Origin of the sequence: Mesorhizobium sp. M7A.F.Ca.MR.148.00.0.0, from assembly GCF_003997735.1 — a bacterium.
Classification (GTDB): domain Bacteria; phylum Pseudomonadota; class Alphaproteobacteria; order Rhizobiales; family Rhizobiaceae; genus Mesorhizobium.
The window spans coordinates 13,354-39,181 of the sequence record NZ_RZTB01000031.1 but is presented as its reverse complement, the minus strand read 5'-3'; the positions used below and the strand labels follow the sequence as shown (position 1 = coordinate 39,181).

General features: G+C 57.5%; 22 protein-coding genes. 20 read left to right on the top strand and 2 right to left on the bottom strand.

Translation table 11 applies throughout. The annotated features are described in order from the left end of the window. Nucleotides 1–3: 3 nt before the first annotated feature. From EOB49_RS14750 to EOB49_RS14700, 11 genes are all read left to right on the top strand, one after another. The gene (locus EOB49_RS14750) at nt 4–834 is read left to right on the top strand and encodes a glycosyltransferase (RefSeq protein WP_164781681.1); all 831 of its coding nucleotides are present in this window, start codon (nt 4–6) and stop codon (nt 832–834) included. After that, entirely contained in the window at nt 831–2,099 is a 1,269-nt protein-coding gene (locus EOB49_RS14745; RefSeq protein ID WP_127381379.1) for a hypothetical protein, read from the top strand. The genes EOB49_RS14750 and EOB49_RS14745 overlap by 4 nt, the downstream gene beginning before the upstream one ends. Further along, the gene (locus EOB49_RS14740; RefSeq protein ID WP_164781680.1) at nt 2,092–2,868 is read left to right on the top strand and encodes a class I SAM-dependent methyltransferase; all 777 of its coding nucleotides are present in this window, start codon (nt 2,092–2,094) and stop codon (nt 2,866–2,868) included. The genes EOB49_RS14745 and EOB49_RS14740 overlap by 8 nt, the downstream gene beginning before the upstream one ends. 5 nt (nt 2,869–2,873) lie before the next feature. Continuing rightward, nucleotides 2,874–3,683, top strand: a complete 810-nt coding sequence (locus EOB49_RS14735; RefSeq protein WP_127381377.1) for a methyltransferase domain-containing protein — start codon at nt 2,874–2,876, stop codon at nt 3,681–3,683. Further along, a complete protein-coding gene (locus tag EOB49_RS14730) occupies nt 3,661–4,818 on the top strand; it encodes a glycosyltransferase (RefSeq protein WP_164781679.1) in 1,158 nt (385 codons plus the stop codon). Before EOB49_RS14735 ends, EOB49_RS14730 begins: the two co-directional genes overlap by 23 nt. Further along, entirely contained in the window at nt 4,815–5,957 is a 1,143-nt protein-coding gene (locus tag EOB49_RS14725) for a glycosyltransferase family 4 protein (protein WP_127381375.1), read from the top strand. Before EOB49_RS14730 ends, EOB49_RS14725 begins: the two co-directional genes overlap by 4 nt. A 57-nt stretch (nt 5,958–6,014) precedes the next feature. Then, entirely contained in the window at nt 6,015–6,449 is a 435-nt protein-coding gene (locus EOB49_RS14720; RefSeq protein WP_127381374.1) for a hypothetical protein, read from the top strand. Nucleotides 6,450–6,601: 152 nt separating this feature from the next. Then, nucleotides 6,602–7,660, top strand: coding sequence for a DUF977 family protein (locus EOB49_RS14715; RefSeq protein ID WP_127381373.1), 1,059 nt, complete (start codon nt 6,602–6,604; stop codon nt 7,658–7,660). 685 nt (nt 7,661–8,345) lie between these two features. Continuing rightward, nucleotides 8,346–8,672, top strand: coding sequence for a hypothetical protein (locus EOB49_RS14710; RefSeq protein ID WP_245472703.1), 327 nt, complete (start codon nt 8,346–8,348; stop codon nt 8,670–8,672). A 328-nt stretch (nt 8,673–9,000) separates the two neighbouring features. After that, a complete protein-coding gene (locus EOB49_RS14705) occupies nt 9,001–9,321 on the top strand; it encodes a hypothetical protein (protein WP_127381371.1) in 321 nt (106 codons plus the stop codon). 120 nt (nt 9,322–9,441) lie between these two features. Beyond that, on the top strand, nt 9,442–10,251 hold the full coding sequence (locus EOB49_RS14700; protein ID WP_127381370.1) for a CpsB/CapC family capsule biosynthesis tyrosine phosphatase: 810 nt from the start codon (nt 9,442–9,444) through the stop codon (nt 10,249–10,251). A gap of 25 nt (nt 10,252–10,276) precedes the next feature. Here EOB49_RS14700 and EOB49_RS37615 read toward each other — a convergent pair whose 3' ends face one another. Then, the gene (locus tag EOB49_RS37615) at nt 10,277–10,435 is read right to left on the bottom strand and encodes a hypothetical protein (RefSeq protein ID WP_164752261.1); all 159 of its coding nucleotides are present in this window, start codon (nt 10,433–10,435) and stop codon (nt 10,277–10,279) included. Between EOB49_RS37615 and EOB49_RS14695 the strand changes: the two genes are divergently transcribed. The 9 genes from EOB49_RS14695 (at nt 10,428) to EOB49_RS14655 (ending at nt 23,883) form a co-directional block, all read left to right on the top strand. Next, nucleotides 10,428–11,033, top strand: coding sequence for a polysaccharide biosynthesis/export family protein (locus EOB49_RS14695; protein WP_224696614.1), 606 nt, complete (start codon nt 10,428–10,430; stop codon nt 11,031–11,033). The genes EOB49_RS37615 and EOB49_RS14695 overlap by 8 nt on opposite strands. Nucleotides 11,034–11,062: 29 nt before the next feature. Next, the gene (locus EOB49_RS14690) at nt 11,063–13,441 is read left to right on the top strand and encodes a polysaccharide biosynthesis tyrosine autokinase (protein ID WP_127381369.1); all 2,379 of its coding nucleotides are present in this window, start codon (nt 11,063–11,065) and stop codon (nt 13,439–13,441) included. Beyond that, complete coding sequence (locus EOB49_RS14685; protein ID WP_127381368.1) at nt 13,329–14,588, top strand: hypothetical protein; 1,260 nt, start codon at nt 13,329–13,331, stop codon at nt 14,586–14,588. Before EOB49_RS14690 ends, EOB49_RS14685 begins: the two co-directional genes overlap by 113 nt. Continuing rightward, complete coding sequence (locus tag EOB49_RS14680; protein WP_127381367.1) at nt 14,585–15,916, top strand: O-antigen ligase family protein; 1,332 nt, start codon at nt 14,585–14,587, stop codon at nt 15,914–15,916. Before EOB49_RS14685 ends, EOB49_RS14680 begins: the two co-directional genes overlap by 4 nt. Before the next feature lie 144 nt (nt 15,917–16,060). Next, nucleotides 16,061–16,942 carry a glucose-1-phosphate thymidylyltransferase RfbA gene (rfbA, locus tag EOB49_RS14675; protein ID WP_127381366.1) on the top strand — a complete coding sequence of 294 codons (882 nt, stop codon included), beginning with the start codon at nt 16,061–16,063 and terminating at the stop codon, nt 16,940–16,942. Next, the gene (gene rfbC, locus EOB49_RS14670) at nt 16,943–17,497 is read left to right on the top strand and encodes a dTDP-4-dehydrorhamnose 3,5-epimerase (RefSeq protein ID WP_127381365.1); all 555 of its coding nucleotides are present in this window, start codon (nt 16,943–16,945) and stop codon (nt 17,495–17,497) included. Nucleotides 17,498–17,519: 22 nt separating this feature from the next. After that, nucleotides 17,520–18,590: a dTDP-glucose 4,6-dehydratase gene (rfbB, locus tag EOB49_RS14665; protein WP_127322062.1), complete on the top strand. Its 1,071-nt coding sequence runs from the start codon at nt 17,520–17,522 to the stop codon at nt 18,588–18,590. Then, nucleotides 18,587–19,489, top strand: coding sequence for a dTDP-4-dehydrorhamnose reductase (gene rfbD, locus EOB49_RS14660; RefSeq protein ID WP_127268902.1), 903 nt, complete (start codon nt 18,587–18,589; stop codon nt 19,487–19,489). Before rfbB ends, rfbD begins: the two co-directional genes overlap by 4 nt. Beyond that, the gene (locus EOB49_RS14655; protein ID WP_127381364.1) at nt 19,486–23,883 is read left to right on the top strand and encodes a glycosyltransferase; all 4,398 of its coding nucleotides are present in this window, start codon (nt 19,486–19,488) and stop codon (nt 23,881–23,883) included. The genes rfbD and EOB49_RS14655 overlap by 4 nt, the downstream gene beginning before the upstream one ends. A 100-nt stretch (nt 23,884–23,983) precedes the next feature. Here the strand turns inward: EOB49_RS14655 and EOB49_RS14650 are convergent, their stop codons facing one another. Further along, nucleotides 23,984–25,819, bottom strand: a complete 1,836-nt coding sequence (locus tag EOB49_RS14650; protein ID WP_127381363.1) for a hypothetical protein — start codon at nt 25,817–25,819, stop codon at nt 23,984–23,986. Nucleotides 25,820–25,828 lie beyond the last annotated feature (9 nt).

Below are 25,828 nucleotides of genomic sequence, written 5' to 3'. Positions count from 1 at the left end.
CCATTGCAGTCCCAGGCGCTACTGAGCGTCTGCATCCCCACGTTCAATCGGCGGGATCGCGTTGCGGCGCTGGTTCAGCAACTGTTGCGTACGGACTATCCGTTGCAGATATGCGTCCATGTCGACGGTTCGACCGACGGAACGAACGAAGCGCTTGCGGAAATCGCGTCTCGCGATGCCAGTTTGGTGGTCACCACCGGCCCGAATGACGGCAGAGGCCGTGCGATGTTTTCGGCGATTGCTTCCGCCACTGGCGACTATTGCATGGTCTTCGATGATGACGACGATCTCTTCACCGATCGCTTGCCGGAAGTCTGTGAGCATCTCTCGCAGAGAGGTGTCGATGAGAAGATTGCGGGTTTTGTGTTCTCGATGGCTCTTGGCCACCCAGAGACCGCAGCAGAGCCGTTTCCGTCGGAACGGACAAACCTGATAAAGATGCGGGCCGACGAACGGGTGGTCGGCGACAAGAAGGAGGTCATCAAAACTCCTTTGCTTAAACAGGTTGCCGTGCCCCCAGCGGGGCGGTTCCGCCGCGTTCCAACATCTCTTCTCTGGTCCAGATTGGCGATCGAATACGACGTTATCTGTGTCAATGTCGAGATTGGACGAAAACGATATTTGCCGGAGGGGATGACGGCAAGGATTCGGCTTCTTCAGCGACAAAATGCATACCCGATGTTGTTGCTGAACTTGAACTACATCAAGGCGTTCTGGCTAGGACGATATCGGTCGGTTCGGTTCCTGGGCAAGGCGGTTCTTGCCTGTTTGAGCTTTGGTGTCTTGAGTTTCCCGTTCTTGCTCAAGAGGTCATTCGTGCGGGTGACTTCATGAAAGAAGCCAGCTTGTGGAAGTTGGTGGAAGCCATCGTAATACGAATTGTTCCTGGTCTTCTGAACATAGCGACGTTGCTGTACATCGGCAGCCATCTGGAGACTGGACAGTACGGTATTTTCAGCACGACGATTGCGACAGTTTCATTTATTTCGACACTTGTTTTTGGAGTCGCGACCTATTCGATAATGCCGGTTTCCGCAAAAATGCATGCCGCGGGAATGGGTAGAGAGTACGTATCGTCCATTTTGACCGTGCTGGCAGTTGTGGCGTTGTTTGTCGTCCTGGCTGGACTGGCAATGACGTGGCTGGGATTTGGCAATGCCGTTGCCGCGACCATCATCGTTTCTTTCGGCTTGCACACCGCACTTCAAGAGATTTTGAGGTCACAACTGCGTTTGTGGGCGTACGGTTGGTCGGCGATTGGCCAGGCCGTCGCATACCAGGCAGGAGCCATAATCCTGCTTGTCGGCGATCCGAAAGTAGGCTCGGCTCTTGCAGCCTTTTCGCTCAGCTATTTCGTCGGAGCGCTGATTTCATTTGCCTTCCTGGGACCTATGAATCTGAGACGGCCTGGCTTTTCCTATCTTGCCGGGTCTCTGGTTACAGGCTGGGGATTTGTGTTGAGCAATCTGGCCGAGAGCGGCGTGTTTGTCGGCATTCGATACATTGTTTTGTTGCTTGGCTCCGAGACCCATCTCGGTGTCTTCTCGTTTTGCGTCGATCTTTCACAACGGTCCGTCGGCTTCTTCATGAATGCGGCCAGCTTTGTATTTGTGCCAAGGGCGTTTCTCAGTGCCGCAAATGGAAACGTCAGGGAGTTTCGGCGCGGACTGTTCGAGGGAGCGGCCATCGCACTCATTTTTGCGACCGTGGCCGCGGTCGGAATAGTTGGCCTGTTTTTCTCGGGCCATGCATCCGGATGGCTGGGGAAGTCTTTTGATCCTGTGGTGTTCGGGATCGTTTCTTGTGCTGTTCTGGTCAACAGGACGAAAAAAGTGATCATCGATCCGTTTGCGCTTCGGTCGAGCAAAGCGATGACGTTGACCTATTCCTACGCGATAGGGGCGTTGGCTTGCTGTTGTCTGGCGGCATTGGGCCTTTGGTGGCGGGTGCCTCTTGGCAGTGAAATGGCATTTTTGTTCGGATATGTCGTTGCCGCTGGCTGTTCCTTTTTCGCATTGAGGAATGTGATTGCAGATCAAGGGCCTGGTGCGAAACAGCGCACCGTTTTGGTGGTCGGTCCGGATGCCAGAAATGAATGAGAAGAAAGCATTCTACGACGAGAAAAACAGGCGCATCGTCCATGTCGGCACGGTGGCTGATGACGACTATTGGGATTCTCACTGGGCCGAAGGGATTGTCTTGAGGCCGGATCGCTTTGTCGTTGAAACCACCAAGCGATACCTGACCGGATCGGCCAAGATCCTGGACGCTGGATGTGGCTTGGCCAATACGGTCCATGGCCTCGACCAGGCAGGCTTTTCCGCCTACGGGATCGACTTCGCGCAGAAGACCGTGGGGATGGTGAATCGTGCCGCGCCCCATTTGCAAGTGACCGTGGGGGATGTTCGAGCAACGGGCTTCGCGGACGAATTCTTCGATGGGGTGTGGTCTCTGGGGGTGATCGAGCACTTCTTCGACGGTTACGATGAGATCGCATTGGAGATGAAGCGCATCATCCGGTCAGGAGGAGTTGCCTTCGTGACAGTGCCGAGCATTTCTCCTCTCCGACGGCTGAAGATCAGAATGGGCCTCTATCCCAGGTTTCCAGGTGAACAGGCCGGATTTTACCAGTTCGTTCTTGAGCCGTCTTCGATTGTTTCCAGTTTCGAACAGCACGGCTTCAAGCTTCTGGGATCACAGCCGAGGGGAGGCTTCAAGGGGCTGAAGGACGAGACATTTTTCTCCAAGCCGATGCAGGCCTGGTACGACAGCAAGAATGGAATCCTGAGAGGTTTGCGTGCTGCTGCGGACCGGTTGCTCGGCCCATTTTCGCATCATACGCGGCTCTACGTCTTCCACAGGATATAGCGCGGATGTCAAATCCGAGTGGGCCCAGATCGCCAAACGAAACCGGTGGTGAAGCAGTGTCGATATTGCGAAAGTTTGTTCGCACGAATGTGGCCATTTCCGAGTTCCTGGACAGTGCTCTGCCGCGGCGCCTTCGCATTGACGGCAACCGGACCTTTGCGACGGAGATAGCACCTCCCTTACTTACCTCAAACGCTCGGGTTTACGATCTTGGCGGGGGTGCCAGGCCGTTCGTCAGTCTTTCGGAGAAGCGGCGCCTGGGGCTTTTTGTCGTTGGGCTCGACCTCGACGCGGAAGAGTTGTCGAAAGCGCCACGCGGAATATACGACGAGGAGATTGAAGCGGACCTTACCTCGTTTAGGGGGAGGGGCGATGCCGACGTCGTCATTTGCCAAGCAACGCTCGAGCACGTCCGTGATGGCGAGGGCGCCCTGCGCGGCATTGCCAGTTGCGTGAAACCGGGAGGCATGGTTGCCATTTTCTCGCCCTCGCGCAACGCCGTTTTTGCCAGATTGAATCGGGTCCTGCCGGAGGGGATGAAGCGACGGCTGCTTTTTGCGATCTATCCTGAAAAGGGCATGGGTCATGACGGGTTTCCGGCCTTCTACGACAAGTGCTTGCCCAGTGACGTCGAAACAATCGCAAAACGGAACGACCTGGAACTTATCGAGCGCCGTCTGTTCTGGAAAAGCTCCTACTTCTATTTTTTCGTGCCGGCCTTTCTTGCCTGGCGCATCTGGTTAGGCGTTTCGGCTCTGTTCCTCCGCAAGGATGCCGCTGAAACCTACGCCTATGTCTTTCGGCGAAAACAGTGAGTTCCCGCGGCCCATGAAAAGGAAGCTCGCGCTGATCGCCATTCCGCTCGACAGAAGAGGCGGTGCCGAAACCATCCTGAAACTTGTTGCGCGCGCACTCGCGAGGCGACCCGACTGGGACGTCGAAATCGGCTTCTTGGGTAGCCAGGCGGCGGGCGAGGCCGCTGGATCACACCAGGACGGAATTCGGTGCAGCTACGGCTTTGGCGGCGGCAAGGCCATGAGCGAGTTTTTGCTCGCCCCGCGGCTGATCCGGCGTCGGTACGATTTGGTGTTCTCGAGCCACGCACGGGTAAACTCGTTTCTGGCTGCCGCCCGAAGCGTTGGACTTCTCCGCAGCCATAGGCTGGTCGCCCGCGAGTCCACGGTACTTCTGGATCGCTTCAAGGGTCCTCGCGCGCTCGCTTACAAGGCGCTCTACGCTGCCTATGGCAGCCAGGACATGATAGTCGCGCAAACGAGCTATATGAATGAACGCCTGCGTGACGTATTGCCCCGGCGAGCAATCGCCAAGCTGTGTACTTTGCCCAACCCGGTCGACGAAGATCTCATCGTCAAAATGTCCATGGAAGCATTGTCCGGGCACGACGCCGAGATACTTTCCCGCCGTCCGCAAATAGTCTGGTGCGGCCGGCTGATTGATGTGAAGCGTCCGATGATCGCGGTTGATGTGCTGGCCGAAGTCAGACGAAGGACCGGCGAGGATTATGAGCTGACCATGGTTGGCTCTGGCCCCATGGAAGCGGAGTTGAGAGCCCGCGCCGGCAAGCTTGATCTGACCTCGCGAGTAAATCTGCTCGGCCAGAGAGACAACCCGTTTCCGCTGTTTCGCGCAGCGCGTGCCGGCATGCTCACGTCGGCGACGGAGGGATTTCCCAACGTCCTTCTGGAAATGATGGCTTGCCGGATTCCCGGCATCGTCACCACCCCCTGTGCGGGAGATCTGGACATGCTGTCGGGCCTGGAGATTTCAGCCGGCTTTGGCGCGTCGGAAATTGCGGAAGCACTGCTGAAGGTCATTCAAGGCGGTGATCGGTCGGCCTTGTACGGAAAGACCTTGTCGGAAAGATCGCCGAATCGGTTTGCGGATATGCTGTTGAGAGCGCCGTTGTCATATCCGGGTGGGCAGCGATGACGGCCGTTGCTCGCAACAAGATAGTCGTCTCGATAAACACATCCTGGAATGTCGTCAATTTTCGCAAGGGACTGATCGAGGCGCTGCGGAGCCGCGGCTATGACGTGGTCGTCGTCGCGCCGAGAGACGAGTATTCTCCGCTGATTGCGGCCATGGGCTGCCGCTATGTCGAACTCGACATGGACAATTCCGGCACGTCACCGTTGCGGGATTTGGTCCTTCTGTGGCGCTACTGGCGTCTCTTGCGGCGCGAGAGACCGCTGGTGTTTGTCGGCTTCACGATCAAGCCCAATGTGTTCGGCTCCATCGCGGCCAATCTGAACGGCATTCCCGTCATCAACAACATCTCGGGATTGGGGACAGCGTTCGTCCGCGGTGGTCTGCTGCTCAGGATTGCCAAGGCCTTGTACCGGGTGGCATTGGCCCGTTCCAAAATGGTTTTCTTCCAGAATGACGATGACCGGATGCTGTTCGTCGACGAACGCCTGGTTCGCAAGGATCGAACCGCGCTTTTGCCTGGCTCCGGCATCGACCTCGTGCGTTTTGCCCCTTCGCCCGAAGCGCGCACCGGGTCTGGCGCCATCATCTTTCTTCTCGTGGCCCGGCTTCTCTGGGACAAGGGTGTCGGCGAGTTCATCACGGCGGCCCGTCGGGTTTGCCGTGAGGTGCCCGGAGTGCGTTTCCAGCTACTCGGCTTTCTTGATGTCGAAAACCGGACTGCGGTCAGCCGCGAACACGTGGAAAAATGGGTTGGCGAGGGATTGGTCGAATATCTCGGCTCCACCGACGATGTGCGGCCTTTCATGCGTGCCGCCGATTGTATCGTGTTGCCCTCCTACAGGGAGGGAACGCCGCGCTCGCTGCTCGAGGCGGCTGCGATGGGCAAGCCGCTGATCGCAACCGACGTGCCAGGATGCAGGGAAGTGGTGGACCACGCGGTCAATGGCTTCCTATGCAAGGTGAGGGACCCTGATGACCTTGCGAGCAAGATGGTCGAGTTTGCGCGGCTGGACGACTCGTCCAGGGACAGGATGGGAGCCCAGAGCAGAAACAAGGTCGAGCGGCAGTTTTCGGAAACGATCGTCATCGAGAAGTACATGCAGCAGATAGAAAGACTGAGCGCCCTTGCGACGAAATGAGCGGACCGGCCGCTCAGGGTCGGAGGGAGGATGGTTTTGTCAGTCAGGAGCATAGCGTTGCTTGCCGTCGTGGCAGTTTTGTTTGGTGTTGGCTTTCTGGGCATCATCGTGATGCAGAGGGGCGGCCCGTCCCCCGCGAAGCCGGTAGCCGAGCTCAAGCCGTTTGGCGGCAAGCTCGCCATTCCATCGGTCGATGATCTGCGTGTCGGCGGTCGCAAGATCCTGCTGTGCGGGGCGGCGTTTTCCAGGCCTCAGGCCATGCGCCTCCTGGTGACGGAAGCGGCGCGCCGAGACTACCAGGGGCTCGTCCTGGCCTGCAAACCTGTCGGTTCCGGAACACCTTGCGACGGCAAGATCGCTTCCAGGGTTGGCGATACCCTTGTTGTGCAGTGCCTGACGGCTGAGGGCGAAGATTTGGCCACCATACTTACGCGGGGCGGAATTCTCTGCGGCCAGCCGGTTCAGGCCGGCGCAACGTACAAACCTTGCTGAGCAGGTCGCCAGTACAGACCGGAGACTCTTACGGCGAAGTGAGTGGGTCTGGTTCTTAAGCTGGCCGGCTGCCCGCATTTGGGTATTTATGGGCCCTTTATTGGGTATGCCGGTTCTTGAATTTTCGGGTATTTTTGGGTATATTTGTGGGTATGACCCTGAAGATAGACTCTCTGCAAATTACCACCGAGATCCTTGCTCTGGTCTCGGAGATCGACGAATTCAAAGGAGCTTGGCGAGCGCTGGGCGCGCTCGCTCCGGAACGCCTATCGGCTCTGCGCCGCGTTGCGACCATCGAGAGCATCGGCTCTTCTACCCGTATCGAAGGAAGCAGGCTTACTGACGGCGAAGTGGAGCGGCTGCTCGCCAACCTCGACATCAAATTCTTTGAGTCCCGAGACGAGCAGGAAGTCGCCGGATATGCGCAGGTCATGGAAATGATCTTCGCGCATTTCGATGCGATAGATCTGACCGAAAACCACCTGACACAACTACACCGTGACCTGCTGGCGTTCAGCAACAAGGATGAACGCCACCGCGGTGCATATAAGACACTCCCCAATAATGTCAGTGCGTTCGATGCCGACGGAAAAGAGATCGGCGTCATCTTCGAAACGGCGACGCCTTTCGATACGCCGAAGCGGATGAAAGAGCTTGTCGAGTGGACACGCGACACACTCAACGAGCAAAGCCTGCACCCTCTGCTCGTCGTCGCAATCTTCACGGTGGTGTTTCTGGAGATACACCCATTCCAGGACGGGAATGGAAGGCTGTCACGCGTTCTGACGACGCTCCTGCTGATGCGCAGCGGATATGCGTATGTGCCTTACTCTTCCCTCGAAAGCGTGATTGAGAACAGCAAGGAAGGCTACTATCTGGCGCTACGCCAGACTCAGAAGACGATCCGCAGCCCGAACCCCAATTGGCAACCATGGGCTGTGTATTTCCTGCGCGCTCTGCAGCAGCAAAAGCGGAGATTGGAGAAAAAAATCGAGCGGGAACGTCTTGTGCTCGGCACGTTGCCGGAACTCTCTCTGCAAATCGTTGAGGCCATCAATGAGCGTGGGCGCATAACCATCAGCGAGATCGTCAACCTGACAGGTGCAAACCGAAACACCGTCAAAAAACACTTGGCAATTCTGGTCGAAGCGAACCATCTGGCCCAACATGGAACCGGCAAGGGAACGTGGTACGGCCAAAATAGGCGGTAAAGGCGCCAAGTCTGAGGCACGTCGACTTGGTGAGTTGGATCGCGGTTGAGGCATGGAGCAGATCTCTATGGCGGGAGAGCAGGAATGGGTAGCGGAGCCGGCCGCCTACCCCGTTGGCCGCGATTGGTATCGAGCCGATCTCGAATTACATGCTGTCAGCACGACCAATGGTCGAATCGCGCGGCTGCCATCAAGGAATATCTACCGAAAAATGTATCGATAATTCAATATATTAGGTTGGTTGGCGAAAGGTTTGGCGCGCTCAGCTTGGTCAAAGCTCATCGAGCCAGTCACCGCGGAAAGGAGACCTCAAATTTTTGCCCGATAGTAAGAAACCTGTGACAGGTAGTCGAAAACTATTAATGCGATCTGGCTAAAGTACTGTGCTTGGACAGACACGCGTCAGCTTAAATCGCCTCGCGCGCGCGAAACAGGTTGGAATTGTGGCCAAAAACTGGTACGCGCTGATGCAATGCCTGCGACTGGGTGCGTCTGAAGTGGTGCAGCAAGAAGGGATCGAAGACTGATGAGCCTTGTGGTTAAAACTGCGCTTGCCGTATTTGTCGTGTCAATCGGGTTTGGTTCAGCTTCATCGTTTGCCCAGGATGCTTCGTGCAGCTGCGCGACACCCTATCAAGGTTCGGCAAACCCGATCGGATCCATCCGTTCCGCCACCGGTGATGTGATGGTGTCGCAGACGGCGGGCTATGGCGCTGCCAAGGTTGGAAGCGCGCTCGATTTCGGCAGCCGTGTGGTGGTTGGCGCCAACGGCGCGGCCTCCGTTCTGGTCGGCGGCTGCAATCTGGAGGTTTCGGTCAATTCGAGCCTCGACGTTTCCCGCCTTGGCAACAACATTTGCCTCAAGCTTGTCGGCTCTGAGCAGACGGCTGCTATTCAGCCCTCCGGCGGCGGCGCCGGGTTCGGTCCGCCGGAGGCGATTTTCGCCGGGGCGCTTTTGACGTCTGGCGTGCTCGCGGCGACGCAGGATGACGACAACGGCGTCAGCCGCTGACGAAGATATGGCGGCATCGGCCGCTGTAGAGAAAGGTCTGGATAGGCGGGCTGGCTGGTTTATTGGGTTTGTTAACCATATTGTTCTATTGCTTGGGGCGGGGCGGGCTGTAATTTGTACCAACAGGGCGAGTTACAGGTTTTGGTGGGGTAAAATGATGAGTTGCCATCGGTTCGGGGTTGCTTTTGCTTTTGTTGCATTCGTCGCAGGGGGCGCCCTGTTCGCCGCGCCCGAGGCTGTGGCTCAGCAAACCTGTTCCTGTCTTGCGCCCGTGCCGGCGTCCGCAGACGCGATAGGTCGTCTTACGCAGGTCCGGGGTGATGTCCAGATGTCCCAGGCCGGCGGCTATGCAGGGGTGGATGCCGAGGCGCCGGTGTATGCGGGCGCGCGCATCATGACCGGGGCGCAGGCGTCTGCTTCGCTGGCTATCGGAGCCAATTGCGCGCTCGATATTCCAGCCAATGCCACCGTCAAGGTCGACCCTATCGAAGGCGGCATGTGCGTTTCGCTTGAGACACCGTCTGCGACGATCGTACCCGCCAACTCAGAACCTGGCATGCTGCCGGTTCTCTTGGGCGGCGCCGCCGTCGGTGGTGCCGCCGCCCTTATTATCGGCCTGCAGGATGACGACGACGCGGTCAGCCGATAGGCGGGATACGACCCCCGCTGTTTTGCGTAAATTTGTCAAATGCGTCATTCGCCTTCATGCGGGTGACGCGTTTCTATTTTGTCGAGGCGAAGCTTTGCCTCCTCTCAACCAGAAACGCCAATGATCGACCTGCATTCACATATCCTGCCCGGTCTCGATGACGGTTCTCCTGACTTGGCCATGTCGCTGGAGATGGCACGGCTGGCAGTGGCCGACGGTACAACGCATATGGCATGTACGCCGCATGTAATGCCTGGGGTTTATGAGAACGCCACGCCAAAGATTGCCGGGGCTGTTCAGGCGTTAGAACTGGAGCTTCATCGCGCTGCCATACCGCTTACCCTATATGTTGGCGCTGATGTTCATCTCGCACCTGATCTCCCCGATCGATTGAGGCTTGGTACGGTGCCGACTCTGAACGGATCCCGCTATTTCCTGTTCGAACCGCCACATCACATTTTGCCTCCGCGGCTCGAAGACTTCGCCGCCCGTCTCATAGGGGCCGGCTTCGTGCCGATCCTCACTCATCCAGAGCGGTTGACCTGGATCAAGGCGAATTACGACGTCATCGAGAGGTTGAATACGCTAGGCTGCCTTATTCAGCTCACGGCTGATTCTGTGACGGGGGCCTTTGGACGTACGGCGCTCTACTACTCGGAGAAGCTGCTGGATGAGGGCAGGGTGGATATTGTCGCCTCCGACACCCACGGCGCCAGCCGGCGGCGGCCAGGGCTTTCGCAGGCGGTTGTCGCCATCGCGAACCGGTGTGGGGAAGATGAGGCTTACAACATGGCAGTGAAACGCCCGGACGCGATATTGCAAAATCGGCCGCTCGTGCCCATCGGAAAGCAAAGCCCGAGAAAATCGGGGGGCAGCAGTGCGGGGCGGTTTGGCGGATTGGGCCGGTTGTTTAAGAGCGGGGCTCTTTGATGGGCATTTTCGATCTCGCAAGAAGTCATGCGGGCACCGTGCCCGCTTTGCTCGCATCGCTAGCAATATCTGCCTGCGCAAGCACTTCGTCGACATCGACGTCCTCCACCAGTTCTGTCGATGCGCTGCAGCCGACGGCGTCTTCATCGGCGCTCTCTGGCGGTGGTACGCTGCAGGTGGTCAAGGATCTCCCGCCGCCGCAGAATACCCAGAACGGCAGCGAGCAGCCTCTGTCTGCCAACGATGTGCTCGAGGTCAGTGTGTTTCAGGTCGATAATTTGAACAGAACAGTTCAGGTCGACGCGGGCGGGCAGATTTCGCTTCCGCTGATTGGAACCATGACTGCAGCCGGCAAGACCGTTCGTCAGCTCGAGAAGGAAATCGAGACTGCCTACGGTGAAAAGTATTTGCAGTCGCCTGACGTGACGATTTTCGTCAAGGAGTCGATTGGCCAGCGCATCACGGTCGATGGTGAAGTCAACAAGGCCGGCATTTATCCGGTGTCCAGCAGCGCTTCCTTGCTCGACGCGATCGCCCTTGCCGGAGGGTTCAATCCGGTCGGTGATGCCGGCAAGGTCTTCGTCTATCGCAATGTCGGCCAAAACAAGCTGGTCGCAAATTACAATGTCGAGGAAATCCGCGCCGGCAAGAACCGCAACCCGCGCATCTATGGCGGCGACGTGGTCGTCGTTTTTGCTTCGAAGTCGAAAATTGCGATGAACAATTTGAAGGATGCGCTGGGCCTCGCCTCCAGCGCTGCCCGCATTGCGGTCATTCCGTAGACACGGACAACCCCAGGATCACCTCGCGCATGCTCGATCGCAACAGGCAGCCCCAACTTGCCGGACCCGGACATGGCCAGGCCCTGTCCGCGGACTCCTATTACGACGTGCCGCAAAACTACGGTCCCTATGGTCGCGACTATGCGGGCCAGGATGAGGGGTTCAACCCGCTCAAGCTGCTTTTATACATCGTCCAGTATCGCTGGCTGATCGTCACGATGGCGGCGGCCGGGCTCGTTGCCGGCGTCATCGTGACGATGATGCAGACACCAAAATACCTGGCGACGACGCAGCTCGAAGTTCTGGTGCCTTCGGCGAAAGTGTTTCAGGACATTGAGGTCGTTTCCGAAAACAGCGACGTCCGGGCCTTCCTGACCGCTCGGGAGAAGCTGAAGAGCCGGGCATTGGCTCAGCGCGTGGTGTTCCAGCTTGGGCTTAGCGAAAAACCGGATTTTCTGTTTCCGACGCCGAGCTTTTCCCCGAGCAATATTGTCTACCGTGCGTTCGGGATGTCCAAGTCACCCTCCATTGAGGAGAAAACGCCTGAAGAGCGCGAGGCAATTGCGATCAAGCGCATCCAGGAAGATCTGACGGTCAATCTGGTCACCAATACGAGCCTGCTATCGATCACCTTCGTCGATCAAAAGCCGAAATATGCAAGCGACGTTGCCAATCAGGTCGCGCAGAGCTTTATCGATCAACGTCTCGATCAGACCAGCGAGACCTCTGATCTGGCACGGCAGTTCATCCAGGAACAGGTTTTGCAGGTGAAGCAAAAGCTGCAGACCTCCGAAGAGGAACTGGTCACCTATGCAAAAGATGCCGGCATCACGGTTACCGGCGATGACAAATCGCTGATCGGCTCCAACATCGAAGCCCTGAACACCGCCCTGGCCACTGCAATCCAGGAGCGTCTTGATGCGGGGCGGGTGGTCGATCAGATAGAAAAAGGCCGCGGGTCGAGCCTCGGTCCGGTTCTGGAAAGCGAAGGTCTGCAGAAGCTTAGCGAAAAGCTGGCGGATCTGACCAGTCAGTATCAGCAGAAATTGGGCATCCTGAAGCCCGGTTTTCCGGAAATGCAGCAATTGCAATCGCAGATCAAGGAACTCCAGCGACTCTACAACAACGGCGTGCTGGCGATAACCGATTCGTTGCGGCTGAAATATCAGGAAGCACAGAACAAGGAAACCGACCTCAAGTCCAAGCTCGCGGAGATGGAGAGGCAGCAGGTCGTCTTCAACGACAAGAATATCAAATACACGATCCTGAAGCGCGAGGTCGACTCCAACCGGTCGCAGTATGACAGCCTTATCGCCAAGCTGAATGAAGTCGGCGTCAGCTCGGAGCTCAAGACGCAAAGCGCTGCGATAGTCGATTTCGCTTCGCTGCCCACAGCCCCCTATTCTCCACGTCTGAGCATCAACCTTGCAGTCGCTCTCGCGCTTTTCATGGCCCTGGCTGCATCGATCATCTACATCATCGAGTTGCTGAACAATACTTTCACCAACCCGGAGCAGATCGAGAAAGAGCTGGGGCTGGCGATGCTCGGCATCCTGCCGCTTGTCGGTGACCGCGAACTCATAGCCAGCATCGCCGATCAAAAATCCGGGCTCTCCGAGGCCTATCGTTCGCTGCGAACATCGCTGCAGTTCTCCGGTGCGGAGGGCGCGCCGCGATCGCTGCTGGTGACCAGTTCGGAACCGTCGGAAGGCAAGTCGACCACGTCGTTCAAGCTTGGCCAGGATTTCGCGGCACTCGGCGCAAGGGTTCTGCTTGTCGACGGCGATCTCCGCAAACCCAACCTGCACCGGCTGTTCGGCCTCGACAATGCGATCGGGTTGAGCAACCTGCTGACTAATACCGTTCGCAAGGACGATCTGCCGGGCATTTTCAGACCGACGAAATACCCTAATGTCACCGTGCTGACGTCCGGAACGATTCCGCCGAATCCGGCCGACCTGCTCTCGTCGCCGAAGATGGCGTTGATCTTGACCAATCTCGGCAAACGCTTCGATCTGGTCATCATCGACGCCCCGCCGGTCGTCGGTCTTTCCGATGCACCAATCCTCAGCCGGCTTGCCGAAGGCACATTGATGGTCGTTTCGACCAATCAGGTCACACGCAAGTCAGCCAAAACGGCACTCAAGCGTCTGCGCTCAGCCGGTGCGAACGTGATCGGATCGGCGATGTCGAAATTCACGGTCAACAAGTTCGATTACAATTACGCCTATAAATACATGAACTATCAGTACTACGACTATGGCGCGAGTACCCCGAAAATTGAGGGCAAAGTCGATGACGGAGCAGGCGAGCCCGCTCACGCGAAATCTCCGGCGTTCAGGCGTTTGGTTCGTCGCCTCCGTTCTGGTGTTGGCGGTTTCGTCGATAGGGCTAAGTCGGCTTCTTGAGTCGGAAACGCCGGCCGTCTCGCTTGCGCTCGATCCGTTGAACATAGATGCCTTGATAGGCGAAATTGCCGGTCGGCTGAGCGGAACAGGCGACGGTGTTGATCTCGACGTCTTGGCAGCAAAGGCGAGGGGCGCGCTTCGTTTCAACGTCGCGGACGCCCGGCTCTACAGCCTGATAGGCGAGATTGAGTATCGACAAGGCGAGAAAGACGAGGCTTTTGAACTCTTCGACCAGGCTCGAAAGCTGTCCAAGACTGAAATCCATTCGCTTCAGAGATCGATCGATCGCTCGATCGAGATGGGCGACCTGTCAAAGGCCGTCGCCGAGATCGACACGTTGCTACGCCGGTGGCCGGACACATTTCCAGTCATTGCGGCGGGCTTGCCGGCTATTCTTGCAAACCCGGACGGATATCAGGCTGTACTGGCAGCCTTAAGGATCGAGGCACCGTGGAGGTCCAATCTTTTCTCCGCCCTTGGTAAGGATCCGCGGGGCCTGCGCGTCGCAAACCAACTGTTGCTGGACCTTGCCGGATCGAGCTCACAACCGACGTCGAAGGAATTGTCTGCCGTAATCAACGGGTACATCCGGCAGAAGGAATACGAGGCGGCCTATCGGCTGTTCCTGTTCAGTCTGACCGATCAGGAGCGGACACTGGCCGGATACATCTTCAACGGCGGCTTTGAACAGATCCTCAGCGACAAGCCATTCGACTGGCAGGTTCGCGACCGCTCCGGTCTGGAAATCACCTTTGCCGGGGCGCGCGATGTCGGCGAAAGCGATAACGGAGCGACAGTCCGGTTTCTGAATACGCCGGTGAAGAACGCCGCGCTCCAGCAATATGTCGAACTGCCTCCCGGCTCCTACAGGATTTCCCTGATCGCCTCCGCGAGAAACCTGAAGCTGCCCAAGCAGTTGTTCTGGTCCATCAGATGCGCGGATCCGGCGGGAGAAATAGCTCGGTTCAACATTCCGGAGGGCACATTCAATCGGCGGCAGTTGAGCCTGGATTTCGCGATCGGACTAGGCGCGTGTCCCATGCAAGTGTTGCGGCTGGAAACAGCTGCCATCGCTGAGAGCTGGCGATTTCGATACGTTGGCACGTTGGTCATGCACAAATTGAGCATCGAAAGAGTTTCATCTTGAGAGAGCGGTCAGCCCGGTCCACGGAATGGGAAAAATATCTGCTTGGGTCGGTTCTTTTCCTGTCAGTGCTGATTGGCGGCGGCACCGCGAGCGGTCTCTACACCGATGCGCTGATCGAGGTGGCGGCGATTGTCGCGGCCGCGGCCATCTTTTCAAGGCCGTCTGAGCACGGCATCCCTCGCTCGGCCCTGTGGTTGCTTGCTCTGGGCCTTGCCGTGTTCTGTTTCCAAATCGTGCCGTTGCCCGCCGCCCTGTTGAGCGGATTGCGGCCTGAGGTTTTACTTGCAAATCCATGGCTGAGCGGTGAAACCGGGCTGCGTTTCGTCAGTGTCGGCGTGGGACGCACGATCGAGTGTCTGTTGTACTTCGTGGCGATGGCTGCATTCTTTCTGAGCGTCACCCGCTTGCGCCCAGATCAGGTCTACGGCCTCCTGCCCTTCTTTTTGATGGGTGTCATCTGTAACGGATTGGCTGCGGCGATCCAGTATTCGCTCTCCGATACGGTTGCCATACAGGGTTTGCTGCCGTTCACGATCAATGCGGGACTGTTTGCCAACCAGAACCATTTTTCAGCTTTGCTCTTCGTCTCCATCCCCTTCGTCGTCTACTACGGCCTGTTTCGCGGGCACCTTCTGTCCGGGTCGCTCGGTTTGATAACGCTGCTGCTGCTGCTTCTGGCCGCCGGTTCGCGCGCCGGTATTCTGATAGGGCTGGCGATCACCATAATATCAGTCGTCTTTCTGTGCGCGCGCTCGAGGCTGGGCGGGTATGGAATACCCGCTGTCTTCATCGGACTTTCGCTCTACACGATCGGGGCGTGGACGAAGATCGATGCGGAAGTGGTTGACCCGGCCTTTGGACGGGCCGAATTTGCCCGCACGACGATCGCGGGAATTGAAGAGAACTGGGCGACGGGCGTCGGCTTTGGGAGTTTTCCGAAAGTCTACCAGATTTACGAAAAGGGAGAGATGATCTTCAAGCCCTACGTCAATCACGCCCACAATGATTATCTGGAATTGGCACTTGAAGGTGGCGCGCCTGTTGTCTTTCTGGTCGCGGCCTACTCCGTATTACTTTTTGCGTTTTCCCTTGCGGCACGGCGAGATCCGCTGCAGAAAATGGCGTTTCTCTCAGTATCGTTTCTGCTCGTTCATTCCCTGGTCGATTATCCCATGCGAACGGCGGTGCTTGCGATGACTTTCGCCTATATGAATGGCATCATCTTTCACAAGGGATTCGCTGGGCGGTTAAGCCAGAGAGGCGAGTCGACCGAGGCCCATGATGACAATCTGCTTGTTCCCGTCAGGCCGGCTCTGGCAAGACGATAGCAATGCGTCGCCTGGAATTGGCGATGGATTGGCGCCGGATCGTGACCCAGACGTTTGCCGAACGCCGAGATTGACAAGCCATTGCATGGAACCTAAGCACGGTCGGCTGGGGCCGGGGGGTTCAGGCATGTCAAGGAGAGCTTCTTGAAAGGAATTATCCTTGCTGGAGGCAGTGGAACGCGTCTTTATCCACTAACATTAGCAGTCTCTAAGCAAATTCTGCCGATATACGACAAGCCGATGATCTATTATCCGCTGAGCGTTCTGATGCTCGCGGGTATCCGGGAAATTCTGATCATTTCGACGCCGCGTGACCTGCCGGTTTTTCGCGATCTGCTTGGCGATGGATCGGAGTTCGGCCTCGACCTGTCCTATGCCGGGCAACCGCAGCCCAACGGGCTGGCGGAGGCCTTCATCATCGGCCGCAATTTCATCGGCAAGGACAACGTGTCGATGATCCTCGGCGACAACATCTATTTCGGCGACGGGCTGTCGCAGCTTTGCCGCGACGCTGCCTCGCGCGAAAAGGGCGCTTCGGTGTTCGCCTATCATGTCGAGGATCCCCAGCGTTATGGCGTGGTTTCCTTCGACAAGGCCACGGGAACGGCGCTGACGATCGAGGAAAAGCCGAAGGTGCCGAAATCCAACTGGGCGGTCACCGGCCTTTACTTCTATGACAACGACGTCGTCGACATCGCCCCTGCCATCCGTCCCTCGGCGCGTGGCGAACTCGAGATCACGGCGGTCAACAACGTCTACCTCGAGCGCGGCCAGTTGCATGTGCATCGGTTGGGGCGCGGCTATGCCTGGCTCGACACCGGCACGCATGACAGCCTGCATGAGGCCTCGTCATTCGTGCGCACCATCGAGCACCGCCAGGGCATCAAGGTCGCTTGTCCCGAAGAGATCGCCTTTGAACAGGGTTGGCTGACAGTGGACCAGGTTCTGCGTCGCGCCGATCGCCTGGGCAAGAATGAATATGCCGCCTATCTGCGCCGGCGTGTCGTCGACCTGTCGGAGGGCTAGGTGTTGGAGGTCAGGCCCCTTGGCATCGATGGCGTGCTGGAAATCGTGCCGAAGCGACATGGCGACGCGCGCGGCTTCTTCGTGGAAACCTACAATGCCGAGTGCTTTTCGCAGGCCGGCATAGACCTGGCTTTCGTGCAGGACAATCATTCCTATTCCGCCGCGGCGGGCGTCTTGCGAGGGCTTCACTATCAGCTTGCGCCGCGCGCCCAGGACAAGCTGCTGCGCGTCATCCGGGGCAGCATTCTCGATGTCGCGGTCGACATTCGCCGCGGTTCGAAAACCTTCGGAAAATGGGTCGCTCTCGAAGTGTCGGCCGAAAAGGGCAACCAGATTCTGGTGCCGAAAGGCTTCGCGCACGGCTTCGTGACGCTCGTGCCTGACACCGAGGTCCTGTACAAGGTGACCGACACCTATTCGCAGGCGCATGATCGGTCGGTCCGTTTCGACGATCCCGCCATCGGCATCGAATGGCCGTCATTGGCCGGCGGGTTCCAGCTCTCGGACAAGGACCTCAAGGCGCCGCTGCTGGCCGCCGCCGAGGTGTTCGCCTGATGGGTTACGTGAGGACAGCGGCATGAATTTTCTGGTGACGGGCGGTGCTGGCTTTATCGGTTCGGCGGTGTGCCGGCATCTATGCGCCAACCCGGCCTATCGGGTGACCAATCTCGACAAGCTTACCTATGCGGGAAATCTGGCCTCGCTGCGGCCGATCGAGAACGCACACAATTATCGCTTCGCGCAGGCCGACATCTGCGACGAAAGGGCCGTGCTCGACATCCTCCGGCGCGACGATATCGACATCGTCATGAACCTTGCCGCCGAGAGCCATGTCGACCGCTCGATCGATGGGCCGGGCACCTTTATCGAGACCAACATCGTCGGCACCTACAAGATGCTCAATGCCGCGCTGGAGTACTGGCGCGGCCTGCCCGAAGACCGGAAGAGCCATTTCCGCTTCCATCATGTCTCGACCGACGAGGTGTTCGGCGATCTTCCCTTCGACGGCGGCATGTTCGTCGAGGAAACGCCCTACGCGCCATCCTCGCCCTATTCCGCCTCGAAGGCGGCCTCGGATCATCTGGTGCGGGCCTGGCACGAAACCTATGGCCTGCCGGTCGTGCTTTCCAATTGCTCGAACAATTACGGACCCTATCACTTTCCCGAAAAGCTGATCCCGCTGGTCATCCTCAATGCGCTCGATGAAAAGCCGCTGCCGGTCTATGGCGCCGGCGCCAATGTGCGCGACTGGCTGTTCGTCGAGGATCACGCACGCGCGCTGGAACTTGTCGCGACCAGGGGACTGCCGGGCGAAAGCTACAATGTCGGCGGCAATTCCGAGCGGACCAACCTTGGCGTCGTCGAGACGATCTGCGATCTGCTCGACGGCAGGCGGCCGCGGGCAGGGGGCAAGAGCTATCGCGACCTGATTTCCTTCGTCACCGACCGCCCCGGTCACGATCGCCGCTATGCCATCGACGCCTCGAAGATAGGCCGGGACCTGGGCTGGGCGCCCAATGAGAATTTCGACAGCGGCCTCGCCAAGACGGTCGACTGGTTTCTCGACAACAAATGGTGGTGGGGACCGATCCGCGAGCAGCGCTATGCCGGTGAACGGCTGGGCGAAGCACGCAAGGGGGCGGCGTGAGGCTGGTTGTCACCGGACGCGACGGACAGGTCGCGGCGAGCCTTCTGGAGGCCGGCCAGGCGGCCGCCGGCGTTGAGGTCATCGCCATTGGCCGTCCGCAACTCGACCTCGCAAGACCCGACACGGTGATCGAAGCCATCGCGGCCGCGAAGCCTGATATCGTCGTGTCGGCTGCCGCCTACACGGCGGTGGATCAGGCCGAGGACGAGCCCGATCTGGCATTCGCGGTGAACGCCGCCGGCGCCGGCAAGGTGGCGCAAGCAGCAAGCCGCCTGGGCGTTCCCGTCATCCATCTTTCGACCGACTATGTCTTCGACGGCACCAAGGACGCCGCCTATGTCGAGACCGACGCCACCGCACCGCGCAGCGTCTATGGCGCCTCCAAGCTTGCCGGCGAGCAGGCGGTTGCATCAGCCAATCCGCACCATCTGATCCTGCGCACGGCATGGGTCTACAGCCCGTTCGGCAAGAATTTCGTCAAAACCATGCTGCGGCTGGCCGCCGACCGCGACGAGATCGCGGTGGTGGCCGATCAGTGGGGAAATCCGACATCGGCACTTGATATCGCCGACGCGATCCTGCATGCGGCGGCACGGCTGCACGAGGGCGCCGCCGCATCCGGCATCTATCATCTGGCCGGAACCGGCGAGGCCAACTGGAGCGGCTTTGCCCGCCATATCCTCGACACAAGCCGCGTGTTGGGTGGTCCCTGGGCGCGGGTACGGGACATCGCTACGATGGACTACCCAACCAAGGCGCGCCGCCCCGCCAATTCCCGGCTATCGAGCGCGAAATTCGCCGCGGCGTTCGGCTGGAATGCACCGGACTGGCGGCAATCGACGGAAGCGGTGGTGCGCCGGCTGCTAGCCGGTGAGCCGAAACAGGCATTGACGGCATGAACAAGCACCCTTCAGCGGAAAACACGCGCGATGCCGCGCCCGTCGACGAGCCGAAGGCACGCAAGGCAAAGCCGAAAGCAGCCAAACGCACCTGCATCATGGTGCTCGGCATGCATCGCTCGGGCACCAGCGCGCTGACGAGGGCGATCAATCTGCTTGGCGCGGAACTGCCTAAGAACATGCTGGGCGCCAATCTATCCAATCCAACGGGTCACTGGGAGCCGGAGCGTCTCATTGCGCTCCACGACCAGATGCTGGCTGAAGCTGGAAGCAGCTGGGATGATTGGCGATCCTTCGATCCCAACGATCTCGGCGCGCAGCGTCTGCGCTTCTACAAAGCAGAGATCGCGCGGCTGATCGACGAGGAATACGGCAGCGCGCCCTTTTTTGTGCTCAAGGAGCCGCGTATCTCACGTTTCGTACCGCTTTATGCGGAGATCTTGAGGCGCATGCGCATCGATGTTCGGTATGTGCTGATAGACCGCAATCCGTTGGCTGTGATCGCTTCCCTGGCGAACCGAAACGGTTTCACGATGGGCTTCAGTTCGCTTCTTTGGCTTCGCCACGAATTGGAAGCCGAGCGCGCAACTAGGGGTCGGTCACGCATCTTGTTGTCTTACGAGAGTCTGCTTGATGACTGGCGACAGGGTATCGACGGGATCACTGCTACTCTCAGCCTAGACTGGCCGGTACCCGACGTGAAATGGCAGTCCCTGCTGTCTGAGCATTTCGCTACCGACAATCAGCACTTTACCGCCAGCACTGAGGTGCTCGACGCAGACTTGCGCATCATTGACTGGGTCAAAGACGCTTATACCGCACTGATAGCGCTCAGGTCCGATGATACTGATGCAGTTGCAATAGAAATTCTTGATCGGATCAGAGCAGAGTTCGAATCTGTTTCACGAACTTTTGGCGACGCTTTTTTCCCTGAAATTGATTGCCGTCTCCGCGTGTTTCATCGGCAGAAGTCGGAACAGCAGCAATTAGCCAAACAGCGCGATGCTCGGCCCGCAAAGCAGGAACCATTCGTTTCACTTCGTGACCTGTACGACGCGCATCGCGGCAAAGTGTCGGATAAATGGTCGATCTATCTCAGCACCTATGACCATATTTTTTCAGAGTATCGAGACAGGCCGGTTCGAATCCTGGAAATCGGAGTTCAGAACGGCGGCTCCCTGGAGATATGGCAGAAATATTTTCCCAATGCGGAACTTGTTCTTGGCTGCGATATAAATTCAGACTGCGGAAATCTTGTTTTCGACGACAAGAGGATCGAGATATCCATAGGTGATGCCAACACTGATGAAGTCGAGCGCGATATCGTTTCGCGGTCGAAAAAATTCGATATTATCATTGATGACGGATCGCACCTGTCTTCGGATATAATACGCTCGTTCGCGCGATATTTCCCCCACCTTTCCGAAGGGGGCATGTACATCGCCGAAGATCTGCATTGCAGTTATTGGCAGGAGTTCGAGGGCGGTCTGTACGATCCGCTTTCCTCGATGTCGTTTTTCAAGCGCCTGCTTGATGTCGTCAACCATGAGCATTGGGGGCTGGATCGCCGTCGGGTCGATGCCTTGGCGACTTTCGCCGACAGGCACCAAGTCGCATTCAACGAAGCTTCTCTCGCATCGGTTCATTCCGTCGAGTTCTTGAACTCGCTTTGCATTGTAACGAAGCTGCCAATTCCCGAAAACGTCCTGGGTGCGCGCAGCGTGCACGGGCAGGTCGCGCTCGCCGACCAGGGCATGGTTGCTCTCGACGAGACGAGGAGCAAGGCGACTGACCAAACCGGAAACCCATGGTCGCTGAAGACGACGACCATGGAAGCGGAAATCGAAATCAACAGGGCGTTGGTGGTAAGCCAGGAAGCACGCATCGAGGCCTATTCCGGTGAGATTGCTGCGCTGACGGTCGAGCGCGAGCATCTCCGCGCGGCCACGCAAGCGCTGGAGTCGGCCCACACCAGTCTCGCGGCAAAGGACGAGCATATCGCAGCGCTCGAACATAAGCTGCAGGAACGCGACCGGCAGATGGCCCTGTTGAATCACGAAATCGAATTGGTTCACAGCAGCCGGACCTGGCGATACCGATCGGTGTGGAAGAGGCTTGTGTCACCCCTAACTGACGCAATTCTTTATGCCGGACGGACCATTACGCTCAACGCACTTCATCACCTGGAAGGCGTGCCCTTGGGCAAGGGGGCGACGGAGTGGACAATAACAGGCGATGATCCGCAGTTCGAACTCCTCTGGCCCGGTTCCCAGCCATTGCTCCCCGGACACTACAGGCTCAGCGTACACGTCCCGGCTGAAACGGACGCGTTGACTAACGCGCACCTCTATATCGACAGCGGCAAGGGCTACAACGAATTTGAGCGGATCGATCTGCGGTTTCGTTCGAATGGCAAGAGTCCGGCCGTGGCCGTGTTTTCGCTTGATGCCGGTGCTCAAAAACTGCGTGTCGATCCGGGTGAAGGCTGTGTCAAGATTGCTATTGGCCGTGTGCGGCTGCGTCGGCTCGGCCGGATTGAATATTATGCGTCCCTCATTGGGAGAGTCGTCGCCCGCCAGGTGAAAAACCCTGGCGCGCTCGTGCGGTCTGCGGCTCGTGGCGTAACAATCTTGAGGCAAGGCGGCCTTCGGGGATTTGCGGCCATGCTCCGGTCGAAGGAAGTGCTAGGTCCACCGGGCAGCGTTACCTATGAGAGGTGGATCGCGCTCAACGATACGCCAACGGAACACGACGTTGCGGATTTGAGGCAACGATTGACCCAGTTGGAGAACAAGCCGCTTATTTCAGTGCTGATGCCGGTCTACAACACCCCGGAGAAGCTCTTGCGGGAAGCGATCGACAGCGTCCGCGCCCAGGTCTATGAGAACTGGGAGTTGTGCATAGCGGACGATTGCTCGACGAAACCGTATATGCGGCGCGTTTTGAACGAATATGCGAAACGCGATCCGCGCATCAAAATCGTTCTTCGCGACAAGAACGGCCATATCTCGCATGCATCCAATTCTGCGTTGGAACTGGTCACCGGTGAGTGGGTCGCATTGCTCGACCACGACGATCTTCTCCGTCCGCATGCGCTGGCCGAAATCGTGCTGGAAGTCGATCGTCATCCTGATGCAGAACTGATCTACAGCGACGAAGACAAGATCGATGCGGAAGGCAGGCGCTATGACCCCTGTTTCAAGCCGGATTTCTCGCGGGAGCTTTTCCGCTCACAGAACTATCTGAATCACCTCACCGTGCACCGGGCGGAAAATATCCGCGCCGTCGGCGGCTGGCGCCCCGGCTTCGAGGGCAGCCAGGACTATGACCTCAATCTGCGCGTCTTCGAGCGCATTGCTCCTGAGAGAATTCGGCACATTCCGAAAGTGCTCTACCACTGGCGCGCGGTGGAAGGCTCGACGGCGCTCGATGGTTCGCAAAAGAGCTACGCCTATGTGGCCGGGTTGCGTGCGCTGGAAGAACATGTCGAACGCATGAATATTCCGGCGAAAGCTGAGGAAGGTCCCGGCACAGCCAGTTACCGCCTTCACTTTTTCGTCCCCGAACCGCAGCCGTTTGTGAGCCTCATCGTTCCAACGCGCGACAAGGTCGAGCTCCTTCGCAATTGTGTGGAGTCCATCCGCGAAAAGACCACCTACCGGAATTACGAGATTCTGGTGGTCGACAACGGCTCGGTGGAGGAGGAAACGCTTGCTTATTTCAGCGAGCTGAAGAATGCGAAGAATGTTCGTGTGCTCCGTTACGACAAGCCGTTCAACTATTCCGCGATCAACAATTTCGCCGTAAGGGAAGCGAAGGGGTCGATCATCGGCTTCGTCAACAACGACATCGAGGTGATCTCGCCGGGCTGGCTGACGGAAATGGTCTCCTGGGCCGCTCAGCCGGATGTGGGTTGCGTCGGCGCCAAGCTCTATTATGCTAATGACACGATTCAGCATGGCGGGGTGATTGTTGGATTGGGCGGTATTGCAAATCATTCGCATAAGTATTTCCCCCGCCATCATCCGGGGTATTTTAGCAGGCTAAAGGTCCTGCAGAACCTCTCCGCTGTCACCGCAGCCTGTCTCCTGATCCGCAAAAGCGTGTTTGAAGAAGTAGGGGGCCTCAATGAGATCGACCTGACGGTCGCCTTCAATGATGTGGATCTTTGTCTGAAAGTGGGGGCAGCCGGCTATTCAAACGTCTGGACGCCCTATGCCGAGCTTTATCATCTCGAAAGCGTCTCACGCGGCATTGATGCTGCTCCGGAAAAAATGGCACGCTTCCATGGTGAGGTTGCCTATATGCAAGGACGATGGAAAGAAATCATCGAGCGTGATCCTTTCTATTCGCCGAATTTGACAAAAACGCGCGAAGATTTCTCGCTAGGCTGATGTCGGAAAGAATAACTATGGCTCTGCTGGCTGAATTTCGCCCGCTCACGGCCATCGGTTGTACGCTCTTAACCCTCGGCTCTTGATCAGTCGCGCTAGACTAGCCTGGTATTTTGGTTGTAAACGCCTTGATCGGAACCCAAGCTTGATCGGGCGAAGGCGAGCGAGGTTCCGGCACGTCAGTTGGAATGATGTGTGCGTACCGGTTGAATGCATTATTAAACGCTGCTTCAGGCATTGAGGGAAACACTCGCCGGAAGAACGAAAGCTGCGGTGCAGTGAGCGTGTGATTGATTGCCGGCACACCCGCGCCAGAGAATAGGGCGCCATACATACCAGGCATGACGGCCCATCCGTTAGGGTTGGTTTTTGCCTGCTCGCGAAGCGCGGTCAGAAAAGGCGTTTCCGGAATGTCGAAAATCGGAAAGGCCTGCTGAAAAGGATTGAACAAACCGAACGTAATCGCGCCAGAGACAAATGCAGAGCCAAATAATATCCGCCCATTGTTTCTTGTCTGCTGACCGAGGTACCAGACATACCCGGCGCTCAAAACAAATGGAACGATTGCAATCCATTCGAAGTATCCACGCATCAAGGCGCTAGGGTTTTTTTCATATGAATACCCCGGAATCCAAGTAAACCCTACCTTTGACAGAAACCAAGTCGATACCATAATTGCTAGAAAAAACGCAATTCTCTCTTTCGAAATTACAAACGTGCATCTAGATGCGGCAACAATTATAGATATGGTAAAAAGCAATCCAAATCCCCAGACCATACGCCCAGGTTGAACTTTGTTCCAGAGCAGGATCCTCCCAATACTGGAAGGTATCGGCAGTGTCATCCACGCCAGCATCAAAATCAAACCTAGCCCGACCACCCCAAAAGAGACGAAGTTGTTTCTCAAGGTTTCAGCCAATGACCGATAGCTGACAAAAACGAGCACGGTCAGAGGCAGGAGCGTCGAAACAACTGCAACCTCGCATTCGTTGGTCGCGAGAAGCGGCGAGAAGCGCACCGTCGTAAAAAAAGGAAAGAGATAGGCAAGCAACCTCATTTCGTCAACGCCACCGCCCGATATCTCCCTTTGGCCAGGATAGACAGTCGCCTGCATAATCTGAATGAGATCGCTGAAATACAAAACAAAACTGATACCAAGGCAAGCAATCGCCGAAACTGCGACAGCAATATTCGCAGGAGTGATCATATCGCGTCGGAAGGCCAGGAGCAGTATTCCCAGTGCAAACGCCGCAGGGATCATGAAGGGGGGGTAGACGAAACCGAACACCCAGACAGCGCAGGTCCAGAAAAGAAGCGGTAATTTCAGCCACGGACGAATCGGAAGCAGAAATGCTATTAGCGGCCAGGGAGCGATCGCAAATGTTGCACCGTGTGATGTCCACCACACCTGCACCAAATGGGAGCAGAAAAGACAGCCGGCACCGAACACTGCGATCCACAGATCGGCACCAAATTGCCGCAAAAGGATGGTGTAACCAGCTAAAAACGCCGTCCAAAGCACGGCAAAATATAGAGAATAAGCATAGGCCGGCGGCAAGACCCAAAAGCCCCAAAGCTGCGGCTTGAAGACAAGAGACCAATCCAGAATAGGCAAAGCCCAGAACCCTTTCAGAGACTCATGATAAGGGGAAATCTGGTTGAAGGTCGAAAAGCCGCCGCGGACGGCAGTTTGAAATAGCGGCGTTAGGACGATCCATTCGTCCGATCGAATGGGGCGCGCTGACAGAAGCAAGGGCCTTGCATGCGAGCCAAGATATTGCAGGCCCATCGCATAGTGCGACGGCGTGAGCGCCAATCCGACATAGACAACAGCAACTGCAAGAAGCGAAATCAGGAGTACCCGCGCGGTTTGCGCCTCAGTCCAACTGAACCCAAGCAAGCTCCATCTCTGTAACTCCACAGTGGTCCCAGTCATCAAATCTCT